This window comes from Skermania sp. ID1734, assembly GCF_007489285.1.
Classification (GTDB): Bacteria; Actinomycetota; Actinomycetes; order Mycobacteriales; family Mycobacteriaceae; genus ID1734.
In genome coordinates, this window is record NZ_VLIY01000001.1 from 297,493 (window position 1) to 322,978 (window position 25,486).

Sequence of the window (25,486 nt, forward strand, 5' to 3'; positions counted from 1 at the left end):
GCAAGCCGACCAAGCCGCTTCCGGTTCCGGAAGGCTCCGTGATGATCACGGTCAAGGTCGCGCGGTTCAACCCGGACAACGACCTCGGCGCGCACTGGGACAGCTTCCAGGTTCCGTGCCTGCCCACGGACCGCTTCTTGAACGTGCTCATCTACATCAAGTCCTACCTCGACGGCACGCTGACGTTCCGGCGGTCTTGCGCGCACGGTGTTTGCGGCTCCGACGCCATGCGAATCAACGGCGTCAACCGGTTGGCCTGCAAGGTGCTTATGCGCGACATGCTGCCGAAGGACAATAAGCCGCTGACCATGACGGTCGAACCGATCCGCGGCTTGCCCGTGGAAAAGGACCTGGTCGTCGACATGGAGCCGTTCTTCGACGCCTATCGCGCGGTCAAGCCGTTCCTGATCACCACCGGCAATGAGCCCACCCGCGAGCGGATCCAGTCCGCCCAGGACCGGCACCGCTTCGATGACACCACCAAGTGCATCCTGTGTGCCTGCTGCACGACATCGTGTCCGGTCTTCTGGAACGACGGCAGCTACTTCGGGCCGGCGGCGATCGTCAACGCCCACCGGTTCATCTTCGACAGCCGGGACGAGGGCGCGGCCGAGCGTCTGAATATCCTCAACGACGCCGAAGGCGTGTGGCGCTGCCGCACGACTTTCAACTGCACGGACGCTTGCCCGCGCGGCATCGAGGTGACGCAGGCGATTCAGGAAGTCAAGCGCGCGCTGCTGTTCACCCGCTGAGTCGCAGGGACGGCCTGTCCCAGCGGCAGGCCCTCCTCGACGTAGCGCATCGCGCGCATCGCCCGCTGCATGTCGCCGGGTGCGGTATCCATGACACCGAGCACGGCGCCGATCATGGCTCCGGCGAGCGCGCGGACTTCCAGGTCGTCCGGTTCGCGGTCGCAGCGCCGCGCGACCATGTCCGCCATCATGTCGACGCTTGCCGCTACCTGTTGCATTACGGCGCGCTTCAGTTCGGGCACCGCATACAGCAACTGCTGCCGCTCACGCTCGAACTCGCGATCAGCGGCGGGAAGATGCTCGTAGACCTGCTCGACCGCCTGGCGGAACGCGGTGAGCACGGGCACATCCTCGGGTTGCCGCTCGAAGGCTTCGAGAATCAGCAGGTCCAGGTCGTCGGTGAGAACCAGCGCCTCTTTGGTCGGGAAGTACCGAAAGAAGGTGCTGGGCGAGACTTCGGACTCGTCGGCGATCTGCTCGATCGTGGTTTCGGCGTAGCCCTGCTCCCCGAAGAGTCGAAACGCAACGCTGCGGATGGTCGCCCGGGTACGCGCCTTTTTTCGCTCGCGCAGTCCGGGCCGGACCGCTTTTGGCTCGTCAACCGACATGCACCGATTGTGACGCATCACTGTCCTGCCGATCGCGGGCGCGCGGTGCGGCGCGGATGGCCAGCACCGCCGCTAATGCGCAGCTTCCGGTGCACACCCACAGCATCAGGCTCATCCCGGACATGAACGACGCCTGAACGTGTTCGAGCATCGCCGGATCGTGTGCCGCCTTGGCTACCGCTACGCCCGCGTTGACGCCATCGCTGATGGGTTCCGAGTTCAATCCGCCCAGTTGCGAACGATAGCGCGTGGCCAGGACAGTGCCGAGGATGGCCACACCGATCGTGCCCCCGGCCTGTCGCAACGCTTGAATCAGCGCCGAGCCCGAGCCAGCGCGCTGTACTGACAACTCGTCGATCGCCACCCCCATCACGGCCGGCATCACCATGCCCATTCCGGCGCCGACCAACGCGATCCATCCGGCGACAAACCAATAGGGCGGACCCACAGAAGTCGTCGCGCCAAGCGCCAAAGCCGCGGCCAACAGCGCAAAACCCACGACGAGCGCTGGGCGGGGGCCCGCGCTGCGGAGTAGCACGTCCACGATCCGGATACCGATGATCAACCCGCCGATAAGCGGCAGTAACCGCAATCCACTGCCAAGTGCGTCGACGCCGAGAACCGCCTGAAAGTATTGCGGCACCGTGAAAAACAGCCCGAACATGCCGAAGTTGACCAACGTGGTAAACGCGGTACCCCACCGAAACCCCCGCGCGCGGAACAGGTTTACATCGATCAGCGGATACTTCGCCCTACGCTCCCATACCGCAAACGCAGCGAGCATCGCAGTCCCGGAAACGATTGCGAGCCAGGATATCCCGCTCCCCCACCCGCGCTGGCCAGCCTCGATGAAGCCGTAAGTGAGGCCGAGCAACCCGATCGAGGACGCAACCGCGCCGCAGTAGTCCGGTCGATGCGGATCGACCGTTCGCGATTCCGGGACCAGTACCGCAACCGCGACCGCCCCGACGACAACCAACGGCACATTGATGAGAAAGACCGAACCCCACCAAAAGTTGTCCAGCAGCCAGCCACCCAGGATCGGCCCTAACGGGAGGCCGATAGCAGTCGAGGTCACCCAGATCGTCAGCGCGCGTGAGCGCTCGTCTGGGTCGCCGAAGAGCACCGGCAGAACCGCCATCGAGAGCGGGATCATCGTCGCGGCCGCAAGTCCGAGCACCGCTCGGGCGAGAATCAACTGACCGGAGTCGCCGGCGTAACTGCAGGCAAGCGAAGCGGCTCCGAACAGCGCCAGTGCGCCGAGCAGTAGCTTCTTGCGGCCGTACCTATCCCCCAAGGCGCCCGCTGGCAGCATCGCCGCCGCCAGCACCAGGGTGTACGCACTGCTGAACCATTGCAGTTGTGAATTATTCGCGCCGAGATCGGCGGCGAGAGTAGGCAACGCCACTGTCAGGACTGTGACGTCGAGTCCGATGGTCAGCATCGCCAAAGCCAGCGCACCGAGCGCAAACCAGCGGCGGCGGTCCCTACTTGCGATCGACATCGAGGGATCCTTACGGCAGTAAGCTCTATTTGATAGTCACTATCAGTTTAGTCTCGATGTCAAGAGCATCCCGCCTCCACAATCGTCGACAGAAACGGGCCGAATCGGACGAAACCGTAACGGCGAACCGAGCTTTCGGCGTTTCTTTGGCTGATCGATTCGCGGTGGAATACGCTGCGAATCCGATGAAAATCTTCCGCGGTGCTGCTCCCGCATTCGTTGCAGCTGCCCTCGTGGCCGGAATGCTCGCGCTCACTGGCGCGCCAGCGGCGGCGGAACCGACCGCGGCCACCAGCACGCCGTTCAGCACGCCGAACACCGACAGTTGTCCCAATCGGATGGTGCCGCCGAAGCCCATCGACTCCTCCGAAGTGCCCTCGCCCGGCCAGACCAGCCCGTCGCCGGTGCCGGTTCCGGACAAGCCGGTCGGCGGCGAAGAACTGGGCGGTTGTGGCGTCATCACGCCGGCTGGCGCGCCGCCGTTACCCGCTGACATCTCTGCCACCGCGTGGGCGTTGTTCGATCTCGACAGCGGCCAGATTCTCGGCACCAAGGATCCGCACGGGCGGTATCGGCCAGCCAGCTGCATCAAGATTTTGCTGTCGCTCGTTGCGCTTCGCGAGCTAGACATGAACACAGTCGTCACCGGAACCACGGCCGACGCCGACATGGACGGCACCCGCGTCGGTATCGGGCCGGGCGGCAAGTACACCAACGACCAGTTGATGCACGCGCTCCTGATGGCTTCCGGCAACGACGCGGCGCATGCCATCGCCGCACAACTCGGTGGGGACGCGGCCACGGTGGCGAAGATGAACGCCGAGGCAAAGCAACTCGGCGCGCTCGACACGCGTGCGGCGACCCCATCGGGCCTCGACGGACCGGGCATGTCGGTGTCCGCGTACGACATGGCGCTGTTCTTCCGCGCCGCCATGAAGATCCCGAAATTCGCCGAGATCATTCACACCGAGCAGATTCAGTTTCCGGGCTATCCGCCGGATCCGCGGATTCCCGGAGACAAACCGCATCCCGGCTTCCCGATCGGCAACGACAATCACCTGCTGTACAACTACGACGGCGCACTCGGCGGCAAAACCGGTTACACCGACGACGCAAGGCAGACCTTTGTGGCGGGCGCGGAACGAAATGGCCGCCGACTCGGCATAGTCCTGCTCAAAGCCGATGTGCTGCCCATCCGACCGTGGGAACAGGCCGCCCGGTTGCTGGACTGGGGATTCTCGCTGCCGTCCAAGGATTCAGTCGGCCAACTGGTCGACCCGAATTCCAGCGACAGCGCCGAGACAGCGGGAGTTCCGACCCCGGAAGCCAGCGGCGATGTGACGTTGGCTGCCCCGGCCCAGAATTCGGCGCCGGGCAGCACGTCGCATGCCGAAAGCGATCTGGACAAGGTAGGCGGGGTCAAGGCACTGGTCGTGATCGGCGGGATCATCGTCGTGGCACTGTTAATCGGCTGGGCCTGGCGCTCGGCCAGCCGACGTAGCTAGCGGCGCCTGTTCAGCACACCCGCAAGACCGAGCGCGGCCAGCATCCCGGCCGCAAAAACCGCCACCGCCCCGGCAACCGAACCGCGCGCATCGACCCGTGGCGCGATGATCGCCGCATCCGGTGGCGGGGTGTAGGCGAGAGCGAGATTGTCTGGTGACGTGGCCGCCCATGCCGTCGCGAAGAGAATGATCCGCGAGGTGAAGAAGCTGAACACCATGATGCCGACGATCGGGCCGAATACCGCTCCAGCCGGACTGGTCAGCACCGACTGCAGATAAACCTTGGCGACCTGCTTGAACACCTCGAACACTACTGCCGCGAGCAGGGCTGCGCGGGCGGCACTCGCGAGAGTGACCGGCTCGCGAGGCAGCCTGGCGATCACCCACACGAACAGCGCCCAGGAGGCGGCGATCGCCAGCGCAATGGAGATCGCCTTGAGTAGCACCGAAATTCCCGGAGCGTTGTCGAGGTGCACGATCGCGAGCAATCGCTTGGTGATTGCCCCCGCACTGATCGCCGAGAGCCCGATCGAGACCACCAGCGCCAACAAGAGGCCGATCAAGGCGCCGAGGTCGGACAGCTTTGTGACGATGAAGTTGCCCTGCTTGTGCTTTTGCTCCCACTGCTCGGTCAGCGCGGCGCGCAGGTTCGCCATCCAGCCCAGGCCGGAATAGAGCCCACCGACCAAGCCGATGACACCGACGCCGGTCCGCGACGAAATGGCCTGGTCGACCAGGTCGTTGAGCTGCTTGCCCATCGATCCGGGCACGCTGTCGCTGATCTTGTGCTGCGCGGTGTGCAGCAAGCTCTGGTCCCGGGCCAGCACGAAACCGGCCACCGCGAATCCGACCATGAGCAGCGGAAACAACGACAGCACCGTGAAGTACGTGATGCCCGCAGCGAAATAATCACCGCGGCGGTTCTGGTAGCGCGACCCGGCCCGCAAGAGATGATCGAGCCAGGGTCGCTCCTGCCGTTGCTGCTGCAGAATGCCCTTGATGTCGGGAATGGTTCATCATCCTTTCGGAGCGAGGAACCCGACCCTGTCGTATACGGCGGCGAGGGTTCCGGAGGCGACTTCGCGCGCCTTTTGCGCGCCGATCGCGAGAATCCGTTCGAGCTCCCCCTGATCGTCCATGTACTCGGCGACGCGGCCCTGCAGCGGAGTGACGAACTCGGTGAGCGCGTCGGCGACGTCCGACTTCAGATCGCCGTAACCCTTTCCTACGTAGTTTTGCTCCAAATCCGCGACCGGCTGGTTGGTCAACGCACCCAATATCACCAGAAGATTGCTGACTCCGGGTTTGTTTTCGGGATCGAAGCGAATTTCACGTCCGGTATCTGTAACTGCCGAGCGTATTTTTTTGGCCGAAATCTTCGGGTCGTCGAGCAGGCTGATCAAACCCGACTCGGTGGCCGCCGACTTGCTCATCTTCGACGTCGGATCCTGCAGGTCGTAAATCTTGGCCGTGTCCTTGGGGATGTAAGCCTCCGGGATGAGGAAGGTCTTCTTGTACCGGCTGTTGAACCGCTGGGCCAGGTCGCGGGTGAGTTCGAGGTGCTGACGCTGGTCCTCGCCAACCGGCACGAGATGCGGACGGTAGAGCAGGATGTCGGCGGCCATCAGAACCGGGTAGGTGAACAGCCCGACGCTCGCGTTCTCACTGCCCTGCTTTTGCGCCTTGTCCTTGAATTGCGTCATCCGGCTGGCTTCACCGAACCCGGTCAAGCAGCTCAGCACCCAGGTGAGTTCGGCGTGTTCGGGCACGTGGCTCTGTACGAAGATGGTGGCCCGGTCGGGATCGATGCCGAGCGCCAGCAGCTGCGCCACAGCAATTTTGGTGCGCTTGGCCAGCACCTTCGGGTCATAAGCGACCGTGATCGCGTGCAGATCCGGAATGAAGTAGAAGGCGTCGAAGTCATCTTGCAGCGCCACCCAGGACCTGATCGCACCGAGCAGATTGCCGAGATGGAAGGAGTCGGCGGTCGGCTGGATTCCGGAGAGCACGCGCTGCTTGGTTGCGGCAGCGACAGGCGAAGAAGGGGCGGGCATGGTTTCCGATCTTTCCACGCCAACCGATGAGACCAGCGGCACGCCCCCGGGCGCTACCTCCGCACCAACGGCGATACCGGCGAGACCCCCGGCATGCTCGGCCGGCCGTGTCGCAAGTGATTGCGCTCGAGCCGCGCAGCCTGCTGATACCCAACGCTGCTCGTTCCGTGCAGCAGCGGCCGCAACGGCGCCGGAAGGCCGTGCAGCGGCCGTGCATGTGCCGAACGAACTGCCCGCACGGCACTGCGGAACGCGGCCTCGTGCACGGGGGTCCAGCGCAACCCGTACATGTGCCGTATTCGCGGCGGGAGGCTGCCCTGCACCACTAGCGACAGCACCTGTTGAGCCGGCCACGGCTGCACCGGTAGCCCCGGCCGCTTGCTGCCGGACAGGTAGGCGCCGACCAGCTTCGCCTCGTCGGTCAGAAACAGCTCGTCGGAGTCGAGATAGGCATCGAAGCTCGATCGGAACTGCCGGTAACTGGCCGGTGCCGCGGAACGCGGCATGCCGAACAGCTCACCCCAGCTGACGAAGTCCTGCCACAGCGCTTCCCGCTCCGCCGGACGCAACGGACGAACCAACAGGTCGTGCATCGCTTCGACGGAGTCGAAGGTGAAGGCCATCGTCATGTACATCAGGTGCGGGTCCAGTGCGCTGTAGGGCGTGCCCGCCGGACAGTGCGTACCAGCCGGCTCGTCGAGCACGCCCACGACCTTCGCATGCTTACGCCGAGTGAATTCGAGCGCCCGATCGGCCTCGTCCTTGGTGCCCAAAAACACCGCCTCGAACAGTCGGCCCGTAATGGCCAGGCGGTTGTAGGGCGTCGCCCGGTGTTCGGTGTGGTTGGACGTGCCCACATACAGGCGTGGGTTTGCTGCGCCCACCACCAATGCACGAAGGCCATAGGTGAATCCGACGGCGCGCTTGCTCATTACCCGCACGGCCATCGAGTCATCCGCAAAGTAACCGGCCATGACCACTCCTCCTCAGACCAGCGCCCGGCCGCGAGCGACCCGGCGACGCATGTCCCACAGATAAAAGTTGAAGGGGAACTGCCGTACGGCCCTGGGCGAGCGGGCACTGACCGCACCGATCACCCGCAGCATCGCGTCGAATCGCCGCTGCTGACCTGTCGACCAGCTCAGCCGCATCTGGTCGCGCAACTCCGGCGGCAGAAATCCGGTGGTGACGAACCGATGCATACGGGCGAACGACAGCCGCAGCGGCCACGGCAGCAGTCGCAAATCGACAATCTTCATCAGGTAGTCGCGGACTGTGTCGTCGATGGACGCGGTCGCAAACGTTTCGTGCCAGTACCGCTGGAAGGCCTGCCGATCCGCCGGCCACATGTCGGCGCGTACCTGCAGCGTGGTGCCGAGCCGTTCGCATTCCCGGTAGAGCGCGTCGGCGGTGGCTCGATCGAGCGGTCCGTACATCTTGGTGAGGATGTCCTCGAAGCCCACGAACAGGCAGGCCGCCACCCACAACTGCAATCGCGGGTCGAACGCGTTGTAGGACACCGGGCTGTCCGCCGACGACCGGACCTGCCGATGCTGACGATTGACCGCTTCCCGATACACCCGCCGGTCATCGTCGGTCCCGATCAGCGCGACCGCCAGATAGGTCAGGGTGGTGCGCAGCCGCTTGAAGGGATGCAGGAGCGCGCTTCCGCTGTGCACCTTGCTTTCGACGACGCCGTAGCCGACCGGCGGCTGGCTCAGCTGCATGATCACGTTCGCATTGCCGGCCAGGAATGCCGAAATGCCGATTACGCAGTCGTTGATGTCGAAATTGCCGTCTTCCTGCGTCGCAATGTCGGACCACGATTCTGCAGCTGAAGCACTCATGCAATCTCCTCGTTGAGATAGTTAGACCCTAACTCTCTCACCGCTTCAGACTGCCGTCAAGAATCACCGGCCCGGCGATTGCACCTCCACCGTCGACCACCGGTGCCGCCCGTCGGGATAGGAACTCAGCGCGAGGACGCGGAACGCCACGGGCGACTGTCGCGCGGACCACCAACCGCCGACATAGCGCAATGCGTCGGTAAGCCAACCGAATTCGTCGCGCTGCGAGGCGAGCACGCATTCGGCGTCACGCACCACGATCACGTAGCCGGACGCCGCGCCGAGAAACTCTTCGAGGTCGCGCAGACATTCCTCGAAGGCATCCTTGTTCTCGCCGAAGTAGTACGGAAACTGCAGCGCGGCGGCAAATTCGTCGAAGACACCGGCGATCGAGTTCATCTTGGTTCCGCGCACTGCACGCATCACGTAGTCGGCGGGCAGCTGCACACGGACGTCGTCCTCCATGTGCGGGTCGGCACTTGCGGCGATAACGGGTCCATCGCGGAGGAACTTCTCGATCGAGCTCACGTCACCGCATCCTTGTGAACGTGCGGTAGTGGTCGCCGGTGTACCAGGCTGACCCGTCGCTGCCGGTGACGATGCGCTCGGCGTCTCGGGTCCGGCCGCGCTGCTTGGCATTCACATCCCACTCACGATAGGAAATGGCCACGCCCGCCGAAGTTTTGCGCGGCAGGTCGCCGCCGCTGTTGCGCCAGGTGTCACCACCCTTGGTCCCGGGCGCGTGCGCTGCCGCCGGCCAATCGCCCGCGTCGATGAGCCGCAGTGTCGTGTACGCCTGGGCCGGCACCCCAGGGGCCGTCGTCGCGGCTCGCGGCGCCAACGCGGATGCCGCCGGTGCCGAATGACTGCCGCCGTGGAACGCGACAAGCAACACCACGATCAGGGCGACCACCGCAGTCGCCGCCGCCCGAAGGGCCGCTAGCCCGCGCCGCCTCATCGCCGAACCTGCCTGCAACGTCGAATCACCCCGGGGATGCTAATGCGACCTTGTGCGTACCGACACACTCGGTGACAATCACATTCGGCACCAACTGCCGAAATGGGGTCAGAGGCGGTCGGCAACCACACGACAACGACGTCGGCAGGAGATGTCCGCCATGGAGTCAGCTCGCAGCGCCCGCAAGGCCAGTACCGTCCCGCAACCGGTTGCGGCACTGCATCTGGGCAGTGGAGAGCCCGTTCTGCTGCTGCAGCCGTTCATGCTGTCCCCGCACGTGTGGGAGCGGGTCGCACACATCCTGGCGCGCTCGTATGAGGTCTACGCGCCCGCCCTGCCCGGCCACTGGGGTGGACTGCCATTGACCGGCTGGAATATCACGCCCGGCACCCTGGCTGATGCCGTCGAAGCCAAGCTCGACGAATTAGGCTGGCGCACTTGCCATATCGCTGGCAACTCGCTGGGCGGGTGGATCGCCTTCGAACTCGACCAACGCGGCCGCGCCCAGTCGATCACGGCCATCGCGCCGGCCGGTGGCTGGCGCCGGTTCACCCCGGCGCAACTGCGCGTCGGCCTGACGTTTCTGTCCTTGGCGCCGTTGGTCGGCGTCGGCAAGATGCTGGGCGATTTCGCCGCGCGCAACCGGTTGGTCCAGCGCATCATCCTGCCGTTGATCGTGCAGAACACCAACGCGGTCGCTACCGCGGATGCCCAAGCGGTAGTCGTGGCGGCGTCGAACTGCCCGGCGTATCTGCGATTGCTGTGGACGGGTCTGCGGGCCCCCGGGCTCACCAATCTCGACCGAACCCAAGCGCCCGTGCGACTGCTGCTGTGCGACCACGATCGCATCATCCCGGCCAAGACCTACGGCCGAATGTTCGTCGAAGACCTGCCCGCCTCGGCCGACCGCATCACCTTGCGCGGTGTCGGCCACGTGCCGATGATCGAAGATCCGGCCAGAATCGCGGCCCTGATCACCGAGCACATCGAGTCGACCCGCCCTCAACTGCGCGCGGTATAGCAGCTACTGCAGTGCTTTTTGCAGGTTCTCGTCGAGGGCACCGAGGAACTCTTCGGTGGTGAGGTAGCCCTGGTCGCCGCCCACGAGCAACGCGAGGTCCTTGGTCATCTGCCCGCCCTCGACGGTCTTGATGACCACGTCTTCGAGGGTCTGGCAGAACTCGATGACCGCGGGCGTGTCGTCGAGTTTGCCGCGGTGCTCGAGTCCACGGGTCCAGGCGAAGATGGACGCGATCGGGTTGGTCGAGGTCGGCTTGCCCTGCTGGTGCTGACGGAAGTGGCGGGTGACCGTGCCGTGCGCGGCCTCCGCCTCACAGGTCTTGCCGTCCGGAGTCAGCAAGACCGAGGTCATGAGGCCTAACGAACCGAAGCCCTGGGCGACGGTGTCGGACTGCACGTCCCCGTCGTAGTTCTTGCACGCCCACACATAACCACCCTCCCACTTCATGGAGGAGGCGACCATGTCGTCGATGAGCCGGTGTTCGTAGGTGAGTCCGGCGGCCTCGTACTCGCTCTTGAACTCGCTGTCGAAGACCTCCTGGAAGGTGTCCTTGAACATGCCGTCGTAGGCCTTCAGGATGGTGTTCTTGGTGGACAGATACACCGGATAGTTCTGCTGCAGACCGTAATTGAACGACGCGCGGGCGAAGTCGACAATCGACATCTTGAAGTTGTACATACCCAGCACCACGCCGCCCTCTTCGGGCATTTTGACGACCTCGTGCTGGATGGGCTCACCGCCGTTCTCCGGCGTGAAGGTGAGCGTGACGGTGCCGCCTTCGAAGACCTTGAAGTCGGTCGCGCGGTACTGGTCGCCAAAAGCATGGCGGCCGATGATGATCGGCTTGGTCCAGCCGGGCACCAGCCGCGGCACGTTGGAAATGATGATCGGCGCGCGGAAAATCGTGCCGCCGAGGATGTTTCGAATGGTGCCATTCGGCGAGCGCCACATGTGTTTGAGGCCGAATTCTTCGACGCGCGCCTCGTCCGGCGTGATGGTCGCGCATTTGACGCCGACGCCGTACTTCTTGATGGCATTGGCCGCGTCCACGGTCACCTGATCGTCGGTCGCGTCGCGGTGCTCGATGCCAAGGTCGTAGTACTCGAGGTTCACATCCAGGTACGGATGGATCAGCTTGTCTTTGATGAACTGCCAGATGATCCGGGTCATTTCGTCGCCGTCGAGTTCGACGACGGTGCCCTCGACCTTGATCTTGGACATAGGCGCTCCGCGTCCTCCTGATCCATATGCAGAGGAAGTTCTCCTCGGTTTTACGGCTGCGGCACCCCTTGTGAGAACACCGCGACGTGTTCACAGACAAACGTATACGGCAGCGCGGTCCGACACGGCCATCAGACTCAACATAACGAGCGTACTGCTACACGGTGGTTATCGGCTCGAGGACGAGTAGACCCTCCTTTTACCTAACGCGAAACGGCCGATATCATGGCCCGAGGTCATGAGTGCCAGCACCAAGCCCCGGCTTGCTGGTCGGCAACCCTCCCACGCGGTGGGGTGCCCCGGGTGATGACCAGGTCCCCCGCGACGGGCGTGGGGGTACAAGCGCGTTAGCAGGAGGCTCGCCCAATGTGTTGTTGTACCGGATAGGCCCCGCCCCCGTCCCGACACTTCGCTGTCCGAAATCCAACTGCCCACAGGAGACTTCTCATGGCCGATTCCGCTGCGCCTGAAACCAACGCCGAACTCCCCGGCGAAAACCCTTGGGAGAACTGGTCTTTCGAGACCAAACAGGTTCATGTCGGGCAGGTTCCCGACACCACCACCAACGCTCGCGCCCTGCCGATCTACCAGACCACGTCGTTCACCTTCCGCGACACCGCCCACGCGGCCGCACTGTTCGGGCTGGCCGAGCCGGGCAACATCTACACCCGCATCATGAACCCCACGCAGGATGCGGTCGAACAACGCGTCGCCGCATTGGAAAACGGCGTGGCTGCGCTGTTCCTGGCATCCGGGCAAGCGGCGGAAACCTATGCGATCCTCAACATCGCGGGTGCGGGTGACCAGATCGTCGCCAGCCCGCGCCTGTACGGCGGCACTTACAACCTCTTTCACTACACGCTGCCGAAGCTGGGCATCGAGGTCAGCTTCGTCGACGACCCTGATGACCTGGAACAGTGGCGAGCGGCGATTCGGCCGAACACCAAGGCGCTCTACGGGGAGACGATCTCCAACCCGAAGCTCGACATCTTCGACATCCCCGGCGTCTCGGAGATCGCGCATGCCGCGGGTATTCCGCTGATCATCGACAACACGGTCGCGACGCCATACCTCGTGCAGCCGCTCGCGCACGGGGCGGACATCGTTGTGCATTCGGCGACCAAATACCTCGGCGGCCACGGCACGGCCATCGCCGGAGTGATAGTCGACGGCGGCACGTTCGACTGGACCGTCACCGACGCCGACGGCAAGCCTCGGTTCCCGGGCTTCACCGAACCTGATCCGAGCTATCACGGCGTGGTCTACGCAGACCTCGGCGCCCCGGCATACGCGCTGAAGGCCCGCGTGCAGTTGCTGCGCGACCTGGGTTCGGCGATCTCGCCGTTCAACGCGTTCCTCATCAGCCAGGGGCTCGAGACCTTGAGCCTGCGTGTGGAACGGCACGTGCAGAACGCACAAGCCGTCGCCGAGTTTGTGCAATCGCAGCCCCAGGTGACGTCCGTCGCCTACCCGGGCCTGCCGTCCTCGCCCTGGTACGAGCGCGCGCGTCAACTTGCCCCCAAGGGCGCCGGTGCGTTGGTGACGTTCGAACTGCAGGGCGGCGTGGACGCGGGCAAGCGCTTCGTCGATGCGCTGAGCCTGCATAGTCACGTCGCTAACATCGGTGATGTGCGATCCCTGGTTATCCACCCTGCGTCGACCACGCATTCGCAGCTGACTCCCGAGGAGCAACTGGCCGCGGGCGTCACCCCCGGTCTGGTCCGGCTCGCGGTTGGTATCGAAGGGATTGAGGACATCATCGCCGACCTGCGACGCGGTTTCGAAGCGGCGGCGTCTTGACTCTGCGAGCAAAGTTGGACGGGCCTTCGTCGGCGCTGAATGCGACGAAGGCCCGTCCGCTTGCCGAATTACCGCCTGCTGACGGCACTCTCGTCATCGTGCCGATCGGTGACGTACTGCTCGAGAGCGGCGCAGTAATTCCGGATGTCGAACTCGCCGTACAGCGGTGGGGCCAGCTGTCGCCGAACGCCGACAACGTGGTGCTCGTTGAGCATGCGCTGACCGGCGATTCGCACGTCATCGGACCGGCGGATCACATTCATCCACTCCCCGGCTGGTGGTCGGGCATGGTCGGTCCGGGGGCACCCGTGGACACCGGCGAATGGTGCGTCATCGCGACCAATGTTCTGGGCGGATGCATGGGCTCGACGGGCCCAGCATCGTTGGCAGCCGACGGCAGGGCGTGGGGCTCGCGGTTCCCGGAGATTTCCATCCGCGACCAGGTCACCGCCGAACGACAACTCCTCGATCGGTTCGGCATCCATCGGATCGCGTCGGTCACCGGCGGCTCGATGGGCGGAATGCGCGCGCTCGAATGGATGGTCAGCTATCCAGATCAGGTGGCGTCAGCATTGATCCTGGCCGTGGGCGCACGCGCGACCGCAGACCAGATCGGCACCCAAACAACGCAGATTGCCGCCATTGCCGCAGATCCCGATTGGCAGGGTGGCGACTATTACGGCACTGGTCGCGCGCCGCTGACAGGAATGGGCATCGCCCGGCGGATAGCACACCTGACCTACCGCACCGAATTTGAACTCGACCATCGCTTTGCCAATTCCGCTCAAGACGGTGAAGAACCGTGGGATGGCGGTCGGTATGCCGTGCAGAGTTACCTCGAGCATCAAGCCGACAAACTCTGCTCGCGGTTCGATCCGGGTACCTACGTGCTGCTCAGCGAGGCGATGAACCGCCACGACGTGGGACGCGGCCGTGGCGGTGTGGCGGCGGCGCTCGCCTCCACCCCGGTGCGCTGTGTCGTCGGCGGAGTCGACTCGGATCGGTTGTATCCACTGCGCACGCAGCAAGAACTGGCTGACGGCCTGCCCGGATGCGCGGGGCTAGAAGTAGTGCACTCCAAGGACGGCCACGACGGTTTCCTGACCGAGGCAGACGCGGTAGCGCGGTTGCTGAAGGAAACCATGGATCTCGCTCGGCTCGCGCGCGACTGAGGCGAAAAACTGAGACACACGTGCGCCACCGATTTGCGCTTTTCCACGTAGCGGCAAAAAGCGGTGCAGTCGGTGGAACAATCAGCCCGTGGAACGATCGGCCGGTGTCATCCTGACCTTGCCCCGCGAGCTTCGCGAGGTCCTGCTACTTCGCCTGGTCGTCGGGTTCTCTGTAGAGGATGCAGCCGGCGCGCTCGGGGTCAGTCACGGTGCGGTGCGAGTACGGCAACATCGCGCATTGGCGCGGCTCAAGGAGCGATAGCCTCCGGCCTTAACCGGTGCCTAATGGGTCGATAGAGGCGGCCAGCCACACGATTGCCGCGCCGACCGCAAACATCGCGGCCACATCGAACCGCTTACCGCGCACTGCGAGCAGACCAACCTGAGCTGTCGGGAGCAGTAGCCGGAAGAAACCACCGACAAGCGCGGCACTGCCGAAGACGATCGCCCCTCGCCGCCAACGGTCGGACAGGACGAATATCAGTGCCACGAGGATGATCGCGAGCACCGTCGCCATCGGCAGATGGCACCGGATGGAGCGGATCAGGCCACCGGTCCTCGGCGCCCGATTACGCACCGCCACGAGCCGACAACTGCTCAGCGCGTTCGACGACATTGGCCAACAAGAACGCACGGGTGAGTGGACCGACCCCGCCCGGGTTGGGTGAGAGGTAGCCGGCGACCGAACCGACATCAGGGGCTAGATCTCCCACTCGCCCGTCCGGTCCACGAGCAGCGCCGACATCGACGACGGCGGCGCCAGGCCGGATCATGTCCGCGGTGATCAAACCCGGCGCACCAGCGGCGGCAATGACGATGTCGGCTTCCCGGAGATGACCTGCAAGGTCACGAGTTCCGGTGTGGCACAACGTCACTGTGGCATTCTCACTGCGCCGAGTGAGCATGAGACCGAGCGGGCGGCCCACGGTGACGCCACGGCCGACGATGACAACGTTGGCCCCTGCGATCGGCACATCGTATTTGCGCAAGAGATGAATCACGCCGCGCGGCGTGCACGGCAGCGCGCCCGGCTGGCCGAGGACAAGGCGGCCGAGGTTGATCGGGTGTAGACCGTCGGCGTCCTTCGTCGGGTCGACGCGTTCCAGCACGGCGTTCTCATCGAGGTGCTTCGGCAACGGAAGTTGCACGATGTAACCGGTGCAGGCCGGGTCGGCGTTCAACTCGTCGATGACTGCATCGAGTTCAGCTTGGCTGACATCGGCCGGGAGGTCGCGGCGGATGGAATTGATGCCAACCTTGGCGCAGTCGCTGTGCTTCAGGCGGACGTACGTTGCCGAACCCGGGTCCTCACCGACGAGCACGGTGCCCAGTCCCGGGACGATACCGCGCTCGCGCAACGCCTGCACTCGAGTGGTCAGGTCGGCGAAGATCTCGTCGCGGGTGGCCTTGCCGTCGAGAACGGTTGCTGTCTGCGTCGTGCTCGAATCGATCACCACGCCATTGTTCCAGACGGGTTTGCTACGGCTCGACAACCAGCCCCGTCGCACGGGCAAACTCGACGGCTTGACTGATTTCGATACGCGCTTTACGGACTTTGGCGCTGCTCCACAATTCCGGATCGATGAGTGCGCCGCGCAAGTCCGCGCCGGTGAGGTTTAGCTGAGATGTGCGGGCACCGCGGAGATCCGCGCCGTTGAGTTGGGCGCCGGTGAGATCGGCGTGCACGAGGTTGGCTTCACGAAGACGACAGCCGGAGAGGTCGACGTTACGCAAGTCCGCCTTGCCGAGGGTGGTCAAAGTGAAATCGACGTCATCGAAAGTTATTGGGCGCAGCCGGCAATTCTCGAACGTCGAGCCAAGTAAGGACGACGCTCGAAAAGTGCTGTGCCAGAGTGTTGTTCTGACGAACGTGCATGAACGAAACGCCGTGGCATTGTGGTTGGATTCGCTGAGGTCCGTGCCAGTGAAGTCGCAGCGGGTGAAGATCACTCGGTCGGTGCGCAGGCCGCTGAGGTCGGCGTCGCGGAAGGTGCAGTCGGTGTAGGAGCGGGCGGTCCAGTGGTCGCGGGCATAGACCGTGTCGGAGAAGTCTTCGCCGGTGATCTCTTCTGCCGACTCTTCGCTCATGGGCTGGTCTGTCCTTGCTTGCTCGTGGGGCCACTAACCAATCCGTTGGTAATGTCTTCCCAAAGACGATCTTGTCGGTTAATGTCCGATTCCGTCGATAGTGACGGTAACCAGTTATCTCATGGGGGGCACAAGTGCGCCGTGCGCGAAAGTCGATTCGGCGAGCCGGGTTCATCGCTGCGGGGATTGCGGCGGCCGGCGTCGCGGGCGGTGGAGTGGCCTCGGCGGATGTTCCAGCGGGATTTCCGTTCGGCGGGACCTCGCCGTTCACAAGCGGATTCCCGTTTCCGACCGCTACGACACCCATGACGGCACTGTTCCCGCCGACGGTTGGAACTAGTTTCCCATTCGGCGGACCCGCTCCCTTCGGCCCCGGAGTGCCGTTCGCGTACTCGTCGCCTTTTGTCGACAACTTAATGAGCAAGCTTGGGGTCGTTCCCCCTCCGTTTCCATTCTTAGGACTCGGTACGGGAGCGCGCACTTACCCTATGCTCGCTGATGCGTCGCCGAATGCAGCACAGCTTGGGAGCGTGGTGATCAATAATTCCCCGACCGAGCCCGGTGGCGTAGTCGGAACGTACAAGTTCGATTCTGGTGCGACTGGAAGGCTTATCGCGTTGCAGGCAACCGATGCGTGGGGTTACGCGAAGCCTGGTACTTATGTGACCGACCTGACGACATTCCAGCCGGGCGACTCGGGCATCGGTGCACCAAACTGCACTCGGCCAGAATTTAGCTTGATCGATAGCAAGCCGACTTGGACAACTGTCTGTACCTAAGCATGTAGTTGATTGGATTATCCGACAGAACGGGTCGCCACGCTTACGACGCTCGCATCCGGCGAACACCAGTTTTTCACCCGGTCGCAGACGTATAGCGACTGCCGTGACGTTCACGATTTCAGCCTGGTTGACTTGACCCGTGTTTCGCATTCTGTTCCACCAACCCTGCATCCCGCCGAACACTGGCAACGCGATCCGGCTGTCCGCGGCGACCGGCGCCGAGCTGCACCTCGTTCGGCCTCTCGGATTCGACTTGTCGGAGCCCAAGCTGCGGCGGGCGGGTTTGGATTACCACGACCTGGCATCGGTGACTGTGCACGACGACTTGGACGCGGCGTGGCAGGCACTAACTCCTGCACGAGTTTTCGCATTCACGGCGCACACCACCAAGTCGTATGCGGCGATCGACTACGAACCGGGCGATGTGCTGCTGTTCGGTCCCGAACCGACCGGACTGTCCGCGGAGGTGCTCGCCGACCCCCACGTCACTGCGCAATTACGCATTCCGATGCTCGCCGGCCGGCGCTCACTCAATCTTGCCAACGCGGCATCGATCGCGGTGTACGAGGCGTGGCGGCAACACAACTTTCGCGGCGCGGTCTGAACCGATCGCACCGCGTGACCAATCTTGGTGCATTCGAGCGGAATTCCGCATCCACCGGCACAGAATGGACACGGGGTGCACCGTCAACGGAAGTCCCGAGACTTGTGATTTACTCGTAAATCCATGCGCTGCAATCGGTCTGCTACCACCGTCACCGCGCCTTCGGCATTCTGCACCTTGCCGCGGATCAATAGCGCGGGGGCGGTCTGCGCCAACTTGCGATAACGCGTCCACAACCCGACCGAACACACCACGTTGACCATGCCGGTCTCGTCTTCGAGGTTGATGAACGTGACCCCCGCCGCGGTCGCCGGCCGCTGCCGATGGGTCACCGCTCCCCCCACAAGCACTCTGCTGCCATCCGGCAAGCTCAGCAGTCGAGATGCGGGCACCACACCCAACGCGTCGAGTTGTGGGCGTAGGAACTGCGTCGGATAGCTGCCCGGCGAAATTCCTGTCGACCACACATCAGCCACCGCGAGTTCGATATCGCTCATGCCTGGTAGCGCAGGGGCCCTCGTGGCTGCACCAAGACCGGGCAATTTGTTGGGCCGCTCCCCCGCGGCCGCACCGGCCGCCCACAGCGCCTCGCGCCGATTGATCCCGAGGCTGCTGAGCGCACCCGCTGTCGCCAGCGACTCTGCCTGCGACACACTGAGTTCGACTCGACCGGTGAGGTCGAGAAACGAGGAATACGGCCCATACTCTGCCCGTGCAGCCACGATCCGCTCCGCCAACTCGGTTCCAATATGGCGGATCGCGGCAAGCCCGAGTCGAACCTCGGTGCCCTGCCGTTCGAGTGTCGCGTGCGCGAGACTGGCATTGATGTCCGGACCATGCACGGCGACGCCATGACGTCGGGCATCGGCGACCAGCGACTGGGGCGAATAGAAGCCCATCGGTTGCGCACGCAGTAGACCGGCGCAAAACGCCGCCGGATGATGCAGCTTGAACCAGGACGAGTAGAAGACCAGCGAGGCAAAGCTTTGTGAATGACTCTCCGGGAAACCGAAATTCGCAAATGCATAGATCTTCTCGTAGATGTGGTCGGCCACCTCGCCGGTAATGCCGTGCAGCCGTTCCATGCCCGCGTAGAGGCGGTCCTTGAGTCGCTCCATCCGTTCTGGAGACCGCTTGGAGCCCATCGCGCGTCGCAACTGATCGGCCTCTGCCGCGGTGAAACCGGCAACATCGATGGCCATCTGCATGAGCTGCTCCTGAAACAGCGGAACCCCGAGGGTGCGGCCCAGCGAATTCTTCAGTGACGGGTGCTCGAAAGTGGCCTCCTCCTGCTCATTTCGCCGCCGAATGTAGGGATGTACCGAGCCACCCTGAATAGGACCGGGACGAATGAGCGCGACTTCGACCACGAGGTCGTAGAACGTACGTGGTTTCAGCCTCGGCAACGTAGCCATCTGAGCGCGCGACTCCACTTGGAAAACACCCACCGAATCCGCGCGCTGGAGCATCTCGTACACCGCCGGTTCGGCCAGATCCAACTTCGCCAAATCGACCTCGATGCCCTTGTGTTCGGCGACCAGGTCGATCATGTAGTGCAGCGCGGAGAGCATGCCGAGTCCGAGCAGATCGAACTTGACCAAACCGGTTGCTGCACAGTCATCCTTGTCCCATTGCAGGACCGTCCGATTGGCCATTCGAGCCCACTCGACCGGGCACACATCGGCGATCGGGCGGTCGCAAATCACCATGCCACCGGAGTGGATGCCCAAGTGCCGGGGAAAGTTCTCGATCTGTTGAGCAAGATCGAGAACAGCTTGCGGGATATCGGTTCCGGTCTCCCTTGCCACTCCGGTCCAGCGGCTGACCTGCTTGCTCCAAGCGTCCTGCTGGCCTTGCGAAAAGCCCAGCGCCCGAGCTACATCGCGGACCGCGGACTTACCGCGATAGGTGATCACGTTGGCTACCTGCGCCGCATATTCACGTCCATATTTGTTGTACACAAACTGGATCGCTTCCTCGCGTCGATCGGATTCGATATCGACGTCGATGTCGGGTGGTCCGTCGCGTTCTGGTGCGAGGAACCGCTCGAACAGCAAGCCATTGCGTACCGGGTCGACATTGGTGATGCCGATGGCGTAGCAGACCGCCGAGTTGGCCGCCGAACCGCGCCCTTGGGCAAGAATATTGCTTCGCTTGCAGAACGACACGATGTCGTGCACCACCAGGAAGTACCCCGGAAATTTCATCTGCGCAATGATTTTCAGTTCATGCTCGAGTTGCTGATACGCCTGCGGATTGGACTCGGGCGGTCCATACCGCTCGTGAGCGCTTGTGTAGGTCAACTCCCGCAACCAACTGTCCTCGGTGTGACCTTCAGGGACGTCGAACGGCGGCAATTGCGGCGCTATCAGCTTGAGGTCGAACGCACATTCACGAGCAAGTTCGGCCGCATTGGACACCGCCTCCGGATACTGCGCGAACAAATCGGCCATCTCGGCACCGGAACGCAGGTGCGCTCCCCCACAAGGCGCGAGCCAGCCAGCAGCCTCGTCCAGACTCTTCCGGGCCCGGATGGCCGCCATGACCATAGCCAGCCGACGCTGTTCGGGCGTAGCGAAATGAGCACCCGTGGTGGCGACCACAGGCAATCCGAAACGACCCGCCAATGCAGACAACTGGGCATTGCGCTCGCCGTCTTCGGCCACCCCGTGATAGGTGAGCTCCACTGCGACCCGATCTGTGCCGAAGCGATCGATCAAGTCATCCAAGGCCTGTGCGGCAGCATCGATTCCAGCTGTTTCCAGCGCATACCGGACATGGCCTTTGCGGCAGCCAGTGAGGATCTGCCAGTGCCCACCGGCGGCTTCGGTGAGCTCGTCGAAGTCGTAGCGCGGCCTGCCCTTCTCACCGCCACGCAGGTGCGCTACCGCGAGCTGACGCGACAACCGGCGATAGCCTTCCTGCCCACGCGCGAGCACGAGCAGATGGCGACCGTCCGGGTCGCTGGCTCCGGCACGTGGCTCGGTCGCATCCAACGACAGCTCCGCCCCGTACACGGTCGGGATGCCGAGTTCCTTGGCCGCCTCGGCGAACCGAACCACGCCGTAGAAACCGTCATGATCGGTGAGCGCAATGGCCTCCAACCCAAGCCGGACAGCCTCCTCCACGAGTTCCTCGGGATGGCACGCGCCGTCGAGAAAGCTGTACGCCGAATGCGTATGCAGTTCTGCGTATGGCACTCGCGCCTGGCGAGCTGGGTCAATGTGCCCCGCGCGGTAGGCGCTCCTTTTGCGCGACCAGGCAGGACTGTCACCGCCATCCCCGGGGTACATGGCGTCCGGGTTGGTGCGACCCGGTCGGCCCGACAGGACACGCTCCAACTCTGCCCAGGTCGGTGGTCCGTTACTCCAGCCCATCGCTCCTCCTAATCGAACGTATGTACTAACAGTAGCGCTGGCGTCCGACAAAAACTGTGCGAGCGATCACACTGGGCCAATGACCTTACTTTGGAGTAAGTTGTGAGCTGTCGCCATCACCGAGGAGCCACGATGACCAGGGATAATGGGCCGTTGGCCGGACGAAACGTCATCATCACCGGGGCGTCGTCCGGAATCGGACGGGCGGCCGCGCTCGCCGTGGCACGAAAGGGTGGCACAGCGCTGCTGCTAGCGCGCCGCGCCGACGAGCTGGACCGCGTCGTCGCCGACATCCGGGATGAGGGCGGTGTCGCGTACGCCTATCCCTGTGACCTCACCGATACCGACTCCGTGCAGCGCACGGTCGACCAGATCTGCGTCGAACACTCCCACGTCGACATGCTGGTCAACAACGCCGGCCGATCGATTCGCCGTTCCATCTACCGCTCCACCGACCGCCTGCACGACTTCGAGCGCACCATGGCAGTCAATTACTTCGGCGCGGTCCGGATGACGCTCGCCCTGCTGCCGCATATGCGGGAACGCAAGTTCGGACACATCGTGAACATCAGCAGCGCAGGCGTGCAACTGAGCACACCACGATTCGCCGCATATCTGGCCAGCAAGGCGGCACTGGACAAGTTCGCCGACGTCGCCGCGGCGGAGACGCTCGCCGACGGAATCACGTTCACCACGATTCACATGCCGCTCATCGATACGCCGATGATCGCGCCCACCGGTAGTCGCAACGTGGTACCACCGGCGTCACCGGAGTGGGCTGCTGCGACGGTCGTGCGCGCGCTCATCGAACGGCCCAAACGCATCGACACGCCCGCCGGAACCCTGGCGGAGTACGGAGCTCTGTTTGTGCCCGGACTCAAGGATAGGGCGCTGCACCGGTACTACCGGATGTACCCGGATTCACCGGCAGCCAAGGGCGAGGCGGCTGCAACCACCCTGACTGAGCCGAAAGCCCGTCCATCACAACCGCCTTCGCCGCTGGAACGCCAAGCAAAGCGGGCGGTGCGGCGAATCGCCCGGCTGGTTCCCGGCACTCACTGGTGAGGCAGTTCGCGAATCTCGCGTACGCGCACCACTTCCACAGGCTTCGGCTTGGCCCCGCAACTCACCGCTCGCGGCACGAGCTTCTCGATGCCGACTTCGACCCACCAGCTGCGGCCGTCGCGGTGCGCCACCAACACACCCGAATCCTGCTCTCCCACCGCAAGAGCCGAGATGTCGGTGTCACCGGTCAGGTCCCGTACAGCCACCTCGGCCGCCTGGGCGGCCGGCCGGTAGCAACTGCGGCCCCGCAATCCGGGCAGCGCGACCTTTCCGCGCATCGCCGCTTCAACTACATGCGCACTGGCCGTTGCGTCGAGTCGTCCGTAGGAGTATCCGGTCGGCAACACAATGACCGACGGCGCGAACCGATGTCCCCCCGTGTGCGAGCACTCCCACACCGCCGCAGGGAATTTCGCCGCCAACTGGGCGGCGACCGGCCGACCGTACAGCGCGCAGCATTGATCACGCTTGCCATGTGCGCAGACCAGTACCACCGGATCCTCGACAGTCGTTCCGATGCCCGGCGCCGCACCCGAAATGGCCGTCAGATCGAGGTCGAGCAGTTCCGGGTAGTCATCGATCTCGAGTCGTTCACACCACGTCGTGTCCGGTCGCGAGTTCGCCAGCAAGACGGTGTGTCCACCGGTTGCGCGCCCAGGCCGCCGGATAACCATCAACCGAACGTCGGCAGCGGCTGTCCGCCTACCCAATTCGGCAGAGATGTCCGAGCCGAGCACCTGATCGTCGAGCACGTCGCGACCCCAGGGCCCGGGATGCTCGACGCACAGCCACCCCCGCACGTGCGCTGCGCTTCCGGGCAGCGGCTCGTCGATAGCTGACAGCGCCGAACAACGTAATCCGCTCGCGGTCGTCACTCGACCAGCTTCTTTCCTTCGGCGAACGATGCGACGAACGCGGCGATCCGCCGGGCGCGGGTCTCCGGCCGTTTCGCGGTCTGCAGCCGGTAACACACCGCATACCGGTTCTGGCTGTTCAGGGTGGCGAAGAACGCTTCTGCGGCCGGGTTCTTGGCCAATTCAGCGAGGAAATCCGCCGGTGGTTCGGCATTGCGGGGGCTGTCGTAGGCGCGCTCCCACCGCCCGTCGGCCTTGGCCCGCTCCATCTCGGCTGCCCCCGCGGCAGCCATCAAGCCCTGCGCGAGCAGCTGTTCCGCCTTCTCGCAGTTCCGCTTGGACCACGGGCTGCGCGGCCGACGCGGGGTGAAGCCTTGCAGATAGAAGTTCTCATCCAACCGCTTGACCTGGCCGTCGATCCAGCCGAAGCACAGCGCCTCGTTCAAGGCCCCCGCATAGTCGAGTGAGGTCACACCGGACCCCTTCTTCGCGAACTTGACCCACACGCCTTGCGGTGTGCTGTCGTGGTGCTGCTCGAGCCAGTGCCGAAAGGCCGCGGAATCGACGAAGTACTCGGTCGCACGCTCGGCAGGCATAACCTCCACTTTAAGATCACCGAAGTGGATAACAGCCGACGACCACCCGCCGGTGAGCCCAGTGCGTTGTTGCGGCCGGATCTCGCCGAGCCCGTCCTGGATCTGTCGCGGCATCATCCCCGTGAGTCGTTGCGGCCATTCGTCGACTATGTGTGGGTGGCGCGGTGGACGTTGACCGGGCCGTACCGACAACAGGTACTACCCCAGCCGCGGATACACGTCGCCGCCGAACACGACCACCTCCTCGTGCACGGCGTGAACCGCAAACCGTTCGAGCGCACCTTCACCGAATCCGGCCAAGTGGTCGGTGCCGCATTTCGTGCGGGCGGCTTCCGCCCGTTCCTCGACGCAGCAGTGGGCACATTGGAAGGCAAAGTCATCGCCGCGGCCGCGCTGCCGACCGGCCACTTCACCGCCGATGACGCACCGATTGCGCGCCGCCTGCTCACCGAGCCCGACCTCTCGGCACTCGTCACTGGGTTGCAGGACTACCTGGAAGCCGCAGCGCCCCAAGCAGATCCGATGATCGACGAAGTAGCCCACATCATGAAACGGATCGAACAGGACACCGGCATTCACCGGGTCGAGCAGGTCGCGACCATGGCGGGTGTCAGCGCCCGGACGCTGCAGCGGATGTTCACCGAGTACGTCGGCATCGCACCCAAGTGGGTCATCCAGCGCCGCCGATTGCTTGATGCTGCCGAACAGGCGCACAGCGACGATCCGGTCGACTGGGCGGCGCTGGCCGATCAACTCGGGTTCAGCGACCAGGCTCATCTGGTTCGGGCCTTCACGGCCGCGGTCGGGACGCCGCCGGCGACGTACGCAAAACAGACCCGCGGACACTAACCGCACGGCGCGGGGAGATTCGGTGCGTGCAGGCCGGCGAGGCCGGCACATCCGGACAGGCCTTCTCAGTCGCGCATGAGGAACGGCATCACCGCGGCCGCAAAGTCGCGGTACCTGTCGCGGTGGATGCTGTGCCCGGTCTTGAAGCGGATCACCTCGCAACTCGGGATGGCCGCGTGCATGATCTCGAGCTTGACAGGGTCGACCATGCCGCCCGGGCCACCGACCAGGATCAGGGTGTCGGCCTCGATGTCGGCGAGTTGGTCCCACCACTGCTGATTGGGCTGGCGAAACTGCTGCAGCGCGCTCGTGGTCATCGACCGATCGAACGCGATCAGCGCGCGCGGATGCCGGACTGCGCTGGTCACCGCGTGCCAGAGCTCGGTCCACGTAGGTAGCCGGCGCGAGAGCATCGGGATCGGATCGCCGGTCCGCCGCGGCAACGGACACTCCTCGATGACAACGCGACGAACCAGGTCGGGCCGCTGCTGGGCGAGCAAGGAAACCGCATAGCCACCCAACGAGTGCCCGACCATGTCGAGTTCGCGCAGTTCCAGGCCATCGCAGAGGCGGTGCAGATCGTCGGCGAACTCGGCGAAGATGTAGGAGGAAGTGTGCGCGCTGCGCCCATGGCCACGCAGGTCGGCGATGATGACGCGGCGTCCCTGGTGAACCAAATCGGCGGCGAAGCGGTCCCAGGTGTGGCCGTCGCCGCCCATGCCGTGCACCAGCAACACCGGGTGCGGGTCCTCGCCACCGGAATCGCGATAGGAAATCGTCACGCCGGCAAGCGAGACCTTCGTCGCTGTCATCTCCACGATCGCTGAGC

At 64.2% G+C, this 25,486-nt stretch carries 25 protein-coding genes and 1 riboswitch; of the genes, 9 read left to right on the forward strand and 16 right to left on the reverse strand.

The annotated features are described in order from the left end of the window. Positions 1–41 precede the first annotated feature (41 nt). Complete coding sequence (locus tag FOS14_RS01275; RefSeq protein WP_255450010.1) at positions 42–752, forward strand: succinate dehydrogenase iron-sulfur subunit; 711 nt, start codon at positions 42–44, stop codon at positions 750–752. Here the strand turns inward: FOS14_RS01275 and FOS14_RS01280 are convergent. Then, positions 716–1,360 carry a TetR family transcriptional regulator gene (locus FOS14_RS01280; protein ID WP_143768440.1) on the reverse strand — a complete coding sequence of 215 codons (645 nt, stop codon included), beginning with the start codon at positions 1,358–1,360 and terminating at the stop codon, positions 716–718. The two genes, FOS14_RS01275 and FOS14_RS01280, sit on opposite strands and share 37 nt — an antisense overlap. Then, entirely contained in the window at positions 1,350–2,864 is a 1,515-nt protein-coding gene (locus FOS14_RS01285; RefSeq protein ID WP_143768441.1) for an MFS transporter, read from the reverse strand. Before FOS14_RS01285 ends, FOS14_RS01280 begins: the two co-directional genes overlap by 11 nt. A gap of 185 nt (positions 2,865–3,049) precedes the next feature. Here FOS14_RS01285 and FOS14_RS01290 point away from each other — a divergent pair, with 185 nt between their 5' ends. Beyond that, positions 3,050–4,369: a D-alanyl-D-alanine carboxypeptidase family protein gene (locus FOS14_RS01290; protein WP_143768442.1), complete on the forward strand. Its 1,320-nt coding sequence runs from the start codon at positions 3,050–3,052 to the stop codon at positions 4,367–4,369. On the opposite strand, the gene yhjD is transcribed toward FOS14_RS01290, so the two are convergent. From yhjD to FOS14_RS01320, 6 genes are all read right to left on the reverse strand, one after another. Then, complete coding sequence (gene yhjD, locus FOS14_RS01295) at positions 4,366–5,379, reverse strand: inner membrane protein YhjD (protein ID WP_143768443.1); 1,014 nt, start codon at positions 5,377–5,379, stop codon at positions 4,366–4,368. The two genes, FOS14_RS01290 and yhjD, sit on opposite strands and share 4 nt — an antisense overlap. A gap of 6 nt (positions 5,380–5,385) precedes the next feature. After that, positions 5,386–6,423, reverse strand: a complete 1,038-nt coding sequence (gene trpS, locus FOS14_RS01300; RefSeq protein WP_143768444.1) for a tryptophan--tRNA ligase — start codon at positions 6,421–6,423, stop codon at positions 5,386–5,388. Between the two features lie 53 nt (positions 6,424–6,476). Continuing rightward, complete coding sequence (locus tag FOS14_RS01305) at positions 6,477–7,397, reverse strand: oxygenase MpaB family protein (protein ID WP_255449986.1); 921 nt, start codon at positions 7,395–7,397, stop codon at positions 6,477–6,479. 12 nt (positions 7,398–7,409) lie between these two features. Continuing rightward, positions 7,410–8,270, reverse strand: coding sequence for an oxygenase MpaB family protein (locus tag FOS14_RS01310; RefSeq protein ID WP_143768446.1), 861 nt, complete (start codon positions 8,268–8,270; stop codon positions 7,410–7,412). A 63-nt stretch (positions 8,271–8,333) separates the two neighbouring features. After that, complete coding sequence (locus FOS14_RS01315) at positions 8,334–8,798, reverse strand: barstar family protein (protein ID WP_255449987.1); 465 nt, start codon at positions 8,796–8,798, stop codon at positions 8,334–8,336. A gap of 1 nt (position 8,799) precedes the next feature. After that, positions 8,800–9,228, reverse strand: coding sequence for a ribonuclease domain-containing protein (locus FOS14_RS01320; RefSeq protein WP_143768447.1), 429 nt, complete (start codon positions 9,226–9,228; stop codon positions 8,800–8,802). 160 nt (positions 9,229–9,388) lie between these two features. On the opposite strand from FOS14_RS01320, the gene FOS14_RS01325 reads away from it, so the two are divergent. Further along, a complete protein-coding gene (locus FOS14_RS01325; protein ID WP_143768448.1) occupies positions 9,389–10,249 on the forward strand; it encodes an alpha/beta fold hydrolase in 861 nt (286 codons plus the stop codon). A gap of 3 nt (positions 10,250–10,252) precedes the next feature. Here FOS14_RS01325 and FOS14_RS01330 read toward each other — a convergent pair whose 3' ends face one another. Next, a complete protein-coding gene (locus FOS14_RS01330; RefSeq protein WP_143768449.1) occupies positions 10,253–11,470 on the reverse strand; it encodes an NADP-dependent isocitrate dehydrogenase in 1,218 nt (405 codons plus the stop codon). A gap of 234 nt (positions 11,471–11,704) precedes the next feature. After that, a riboswitch (SAM riboswitch) is annotated at positions 11,705–11,821 on the forward strand. A gap of 96 nt (positions 11,822–11,917) precedes the next feature. Between FOS14_RS01330 and FOS14_RS01335 the strand changes: the two genes are divergently transcribed. The 3 genes from FOS14_RS01335 to FOS14_RS01345 all read left to right on the forward strand — a co-directional run bounded on the left by FOS14_RS01335 (position 11,918) and on the right by FOS14_RS01345 (position 14,704). Further along, positions 11,918–13,270: a bifunctional o-acetylhomoserine/o-acetylserine sulfhydrylase gene (locus FOS14_RS01335; RefSeq protein ID WP_143768450.1), complete on the forward strand. Its 1,353-nt coding sequence runs from the start codon at positions 11,918–11,920 to the stop codon at positions 13,268–13,270. 95 nt (positions 13,271–13,365) lie between these two features. Continuing rightward, the gene (locus FOS14_RS01340) at positions 13,366–14,442 is read left to right on the forward strand and encodes a homoserine O-acetyltransferase (RefSeq protein ID WP_370512146.1); all 1,077 of its coding nucleotides are present in this window, start codon (positions 13,366–13,368) and stop codon (positions 14,440–14,442) included. Between the two features lie 88 nt (positions 14,443–14,530). Next, positions 14,531–14,704: a sigma factor-like helix-turn-helix DNA-binding protein gene (locus FOS14_RS01345; RefSeq protein WP_255449988.1), complete on the forward strand. Its 174-nt coding sequence runs from the start codon at positions 14,531–14,533 to the stop codon at positions 14,702–14,704. 9 nt (positions 14,705–14,713) lie between these two features. On the opposite strand, the gene FOS14_RS01350 is transcribed toward FOS14_RS01345, so the two are convergent. From FOS14_RS01350 to FOS14_RS01360, 3 genes are read right to left on the reverse strand one after another with little or no spacing between them, the layout of a single operon-like run. Further along, entirely contained in the window at positions 14,714–14,959 is a 246-nt protein-coding gene (locus FOS14_RS01350) for a DUF3017 domain-containing protein (RefSeq protein ID WP_255449989.1), read from the reverse strand. Positions 14,960–15,011: 52 nt separating this feature from the next. Next, the gene (locus tag FOS14_RS01355; RefSeq protein ID WP_143768617.1) at positions 15,012–15,893 is read right to left on the reverse strand and encodes a bifunctional methylenetetrahydrofolate dehydrogenase/methenyltetrahydrofolate cyclohydrolase; all 882 of its coding nucleotides are present in this window, start codon (positions 15,891–15,893) and stop codon (positions 15,012–15,014) included. Positions 15,894–15,921: 28 nt separating this feature from the next. Further along, positions 15,922–16,530: a pentapeptide repeat-containing protein gene (locus tag FOS14_RS01360; RefSeq protein WP_143768453.1), complete on the reverse strand. Its 609-nt coding sequence runs from the start codon at positions 16,528–16,530 to the stop codon at positions 15,922–15,924. 921 nt (positions 16,531–17,451) lie between these two features. Here FOS14_RS01360 and FOS14_RS01365 point away from each other — a divergent pair. Beyond that, entirely contained in the window at positions 17,452–17,916 is a 465-nt protein-coding gene (locus FOS14_RS01365) for a tRNA (cytidine(34)-2'-O)-methyltransferase (protein WP_143768454.1), read from the forward strand. Positions 17,917–17,999: 83 nt separating this feature from the next. On the opposite strand, the gene FOS14_RS01370 is transcribed toward FOS14_RS01365, so the two are convergent. Further along, positions 18,000–21,293 (reverse strand): error-prone DNA polymerase, encoded by a 3,294-nt coding sequence (locus tag FOS14_RS01370; protein ID WP_143768455.1) that lies wholly within the window; start codon positions 21,291–21,293, stop codon positions 18,000–18,002. Positions 21,294–21,425: 132 nt separating this feature from the next. Here FOS14_RS01370 and FOS14_RS01375 point away from each other — a divergent pair, with 132 nt between their 5' ends. Then, positions 21,426–22,358 (forward strand): SDR family NAD(P)-dependent oxidoreductase, encoded by a 933-nt coding sequence (locus FOS14_RS01375; protein ID WP_143768456.1) that lies wholly within the window; start codon positions 21,426–21,428, stop codon positions 22,356–22,358. On the opposite strand, the gene FOS14_RS01380 is transcribed toward FOS14_RS01375, so the two are convergent. Further along, positions 22,349–23,233, reverse strand: coding sequence for a sucrase ferredoxin (locus FOS14_RS01380; protein ID WP_143768457.1), 885 nt, complete (start codon positions 23,231–23,233; stop codon positions 22,349–22,351). The genes FOS14_RS01375 and FOS14_RS01380 overlap by 10 nt on opposite strands. Beyond that, positions 23,230–23,808 carry a YdeI family protein gene (locus tag FOS14_RS01385; protein WP_143768458.1) on the reverse strand — a complete coding sequence of 193 codons (579 nt, stop codon included), beginning with the start codon at positions 23,806–23,808 and terminating at the stop codon, positions 23,230–23,232. Before FOS14_RS01385 ends, FOS14_RS01380 begins: the two co-directional genes overlap by 4 nt. Before the next feature lie 24 nt (positions 23,809–23,832). On the opposite strand from FOS14_RS01385, the gene FOS14_RS01390 reads away from it, so the two are divergent. Next, positions 23,833–24,657: an AraC family transcriptional regulator gene (locus FOS14_RS01390; protein ID WP_143768459.1), complete on the forward strand. Its 825-nt coding sequence runs from the start codon at positions 23,833–23,835 to the stop codon at positions 24,655–24,657. A gap of 65 nt (positions 24,658–24,722) precedes the next feature. Here the strand turns inward: FOS14_RS01390 and FOS14_RS01395 are convergent, their stop codons facing one another. Next, complete coding sequence (locus tag FOS14_RS01395; protein ID WP_185981556.1) at positions 24,723–25,475, reverse strand: alpha/beta fold hydrolase; 753 nt, start codon at positions 25,473–25,475, stop codon at positions 24,723–24,725. Positions 25,476–25,486: the final 11 nt, after the last annotated feature.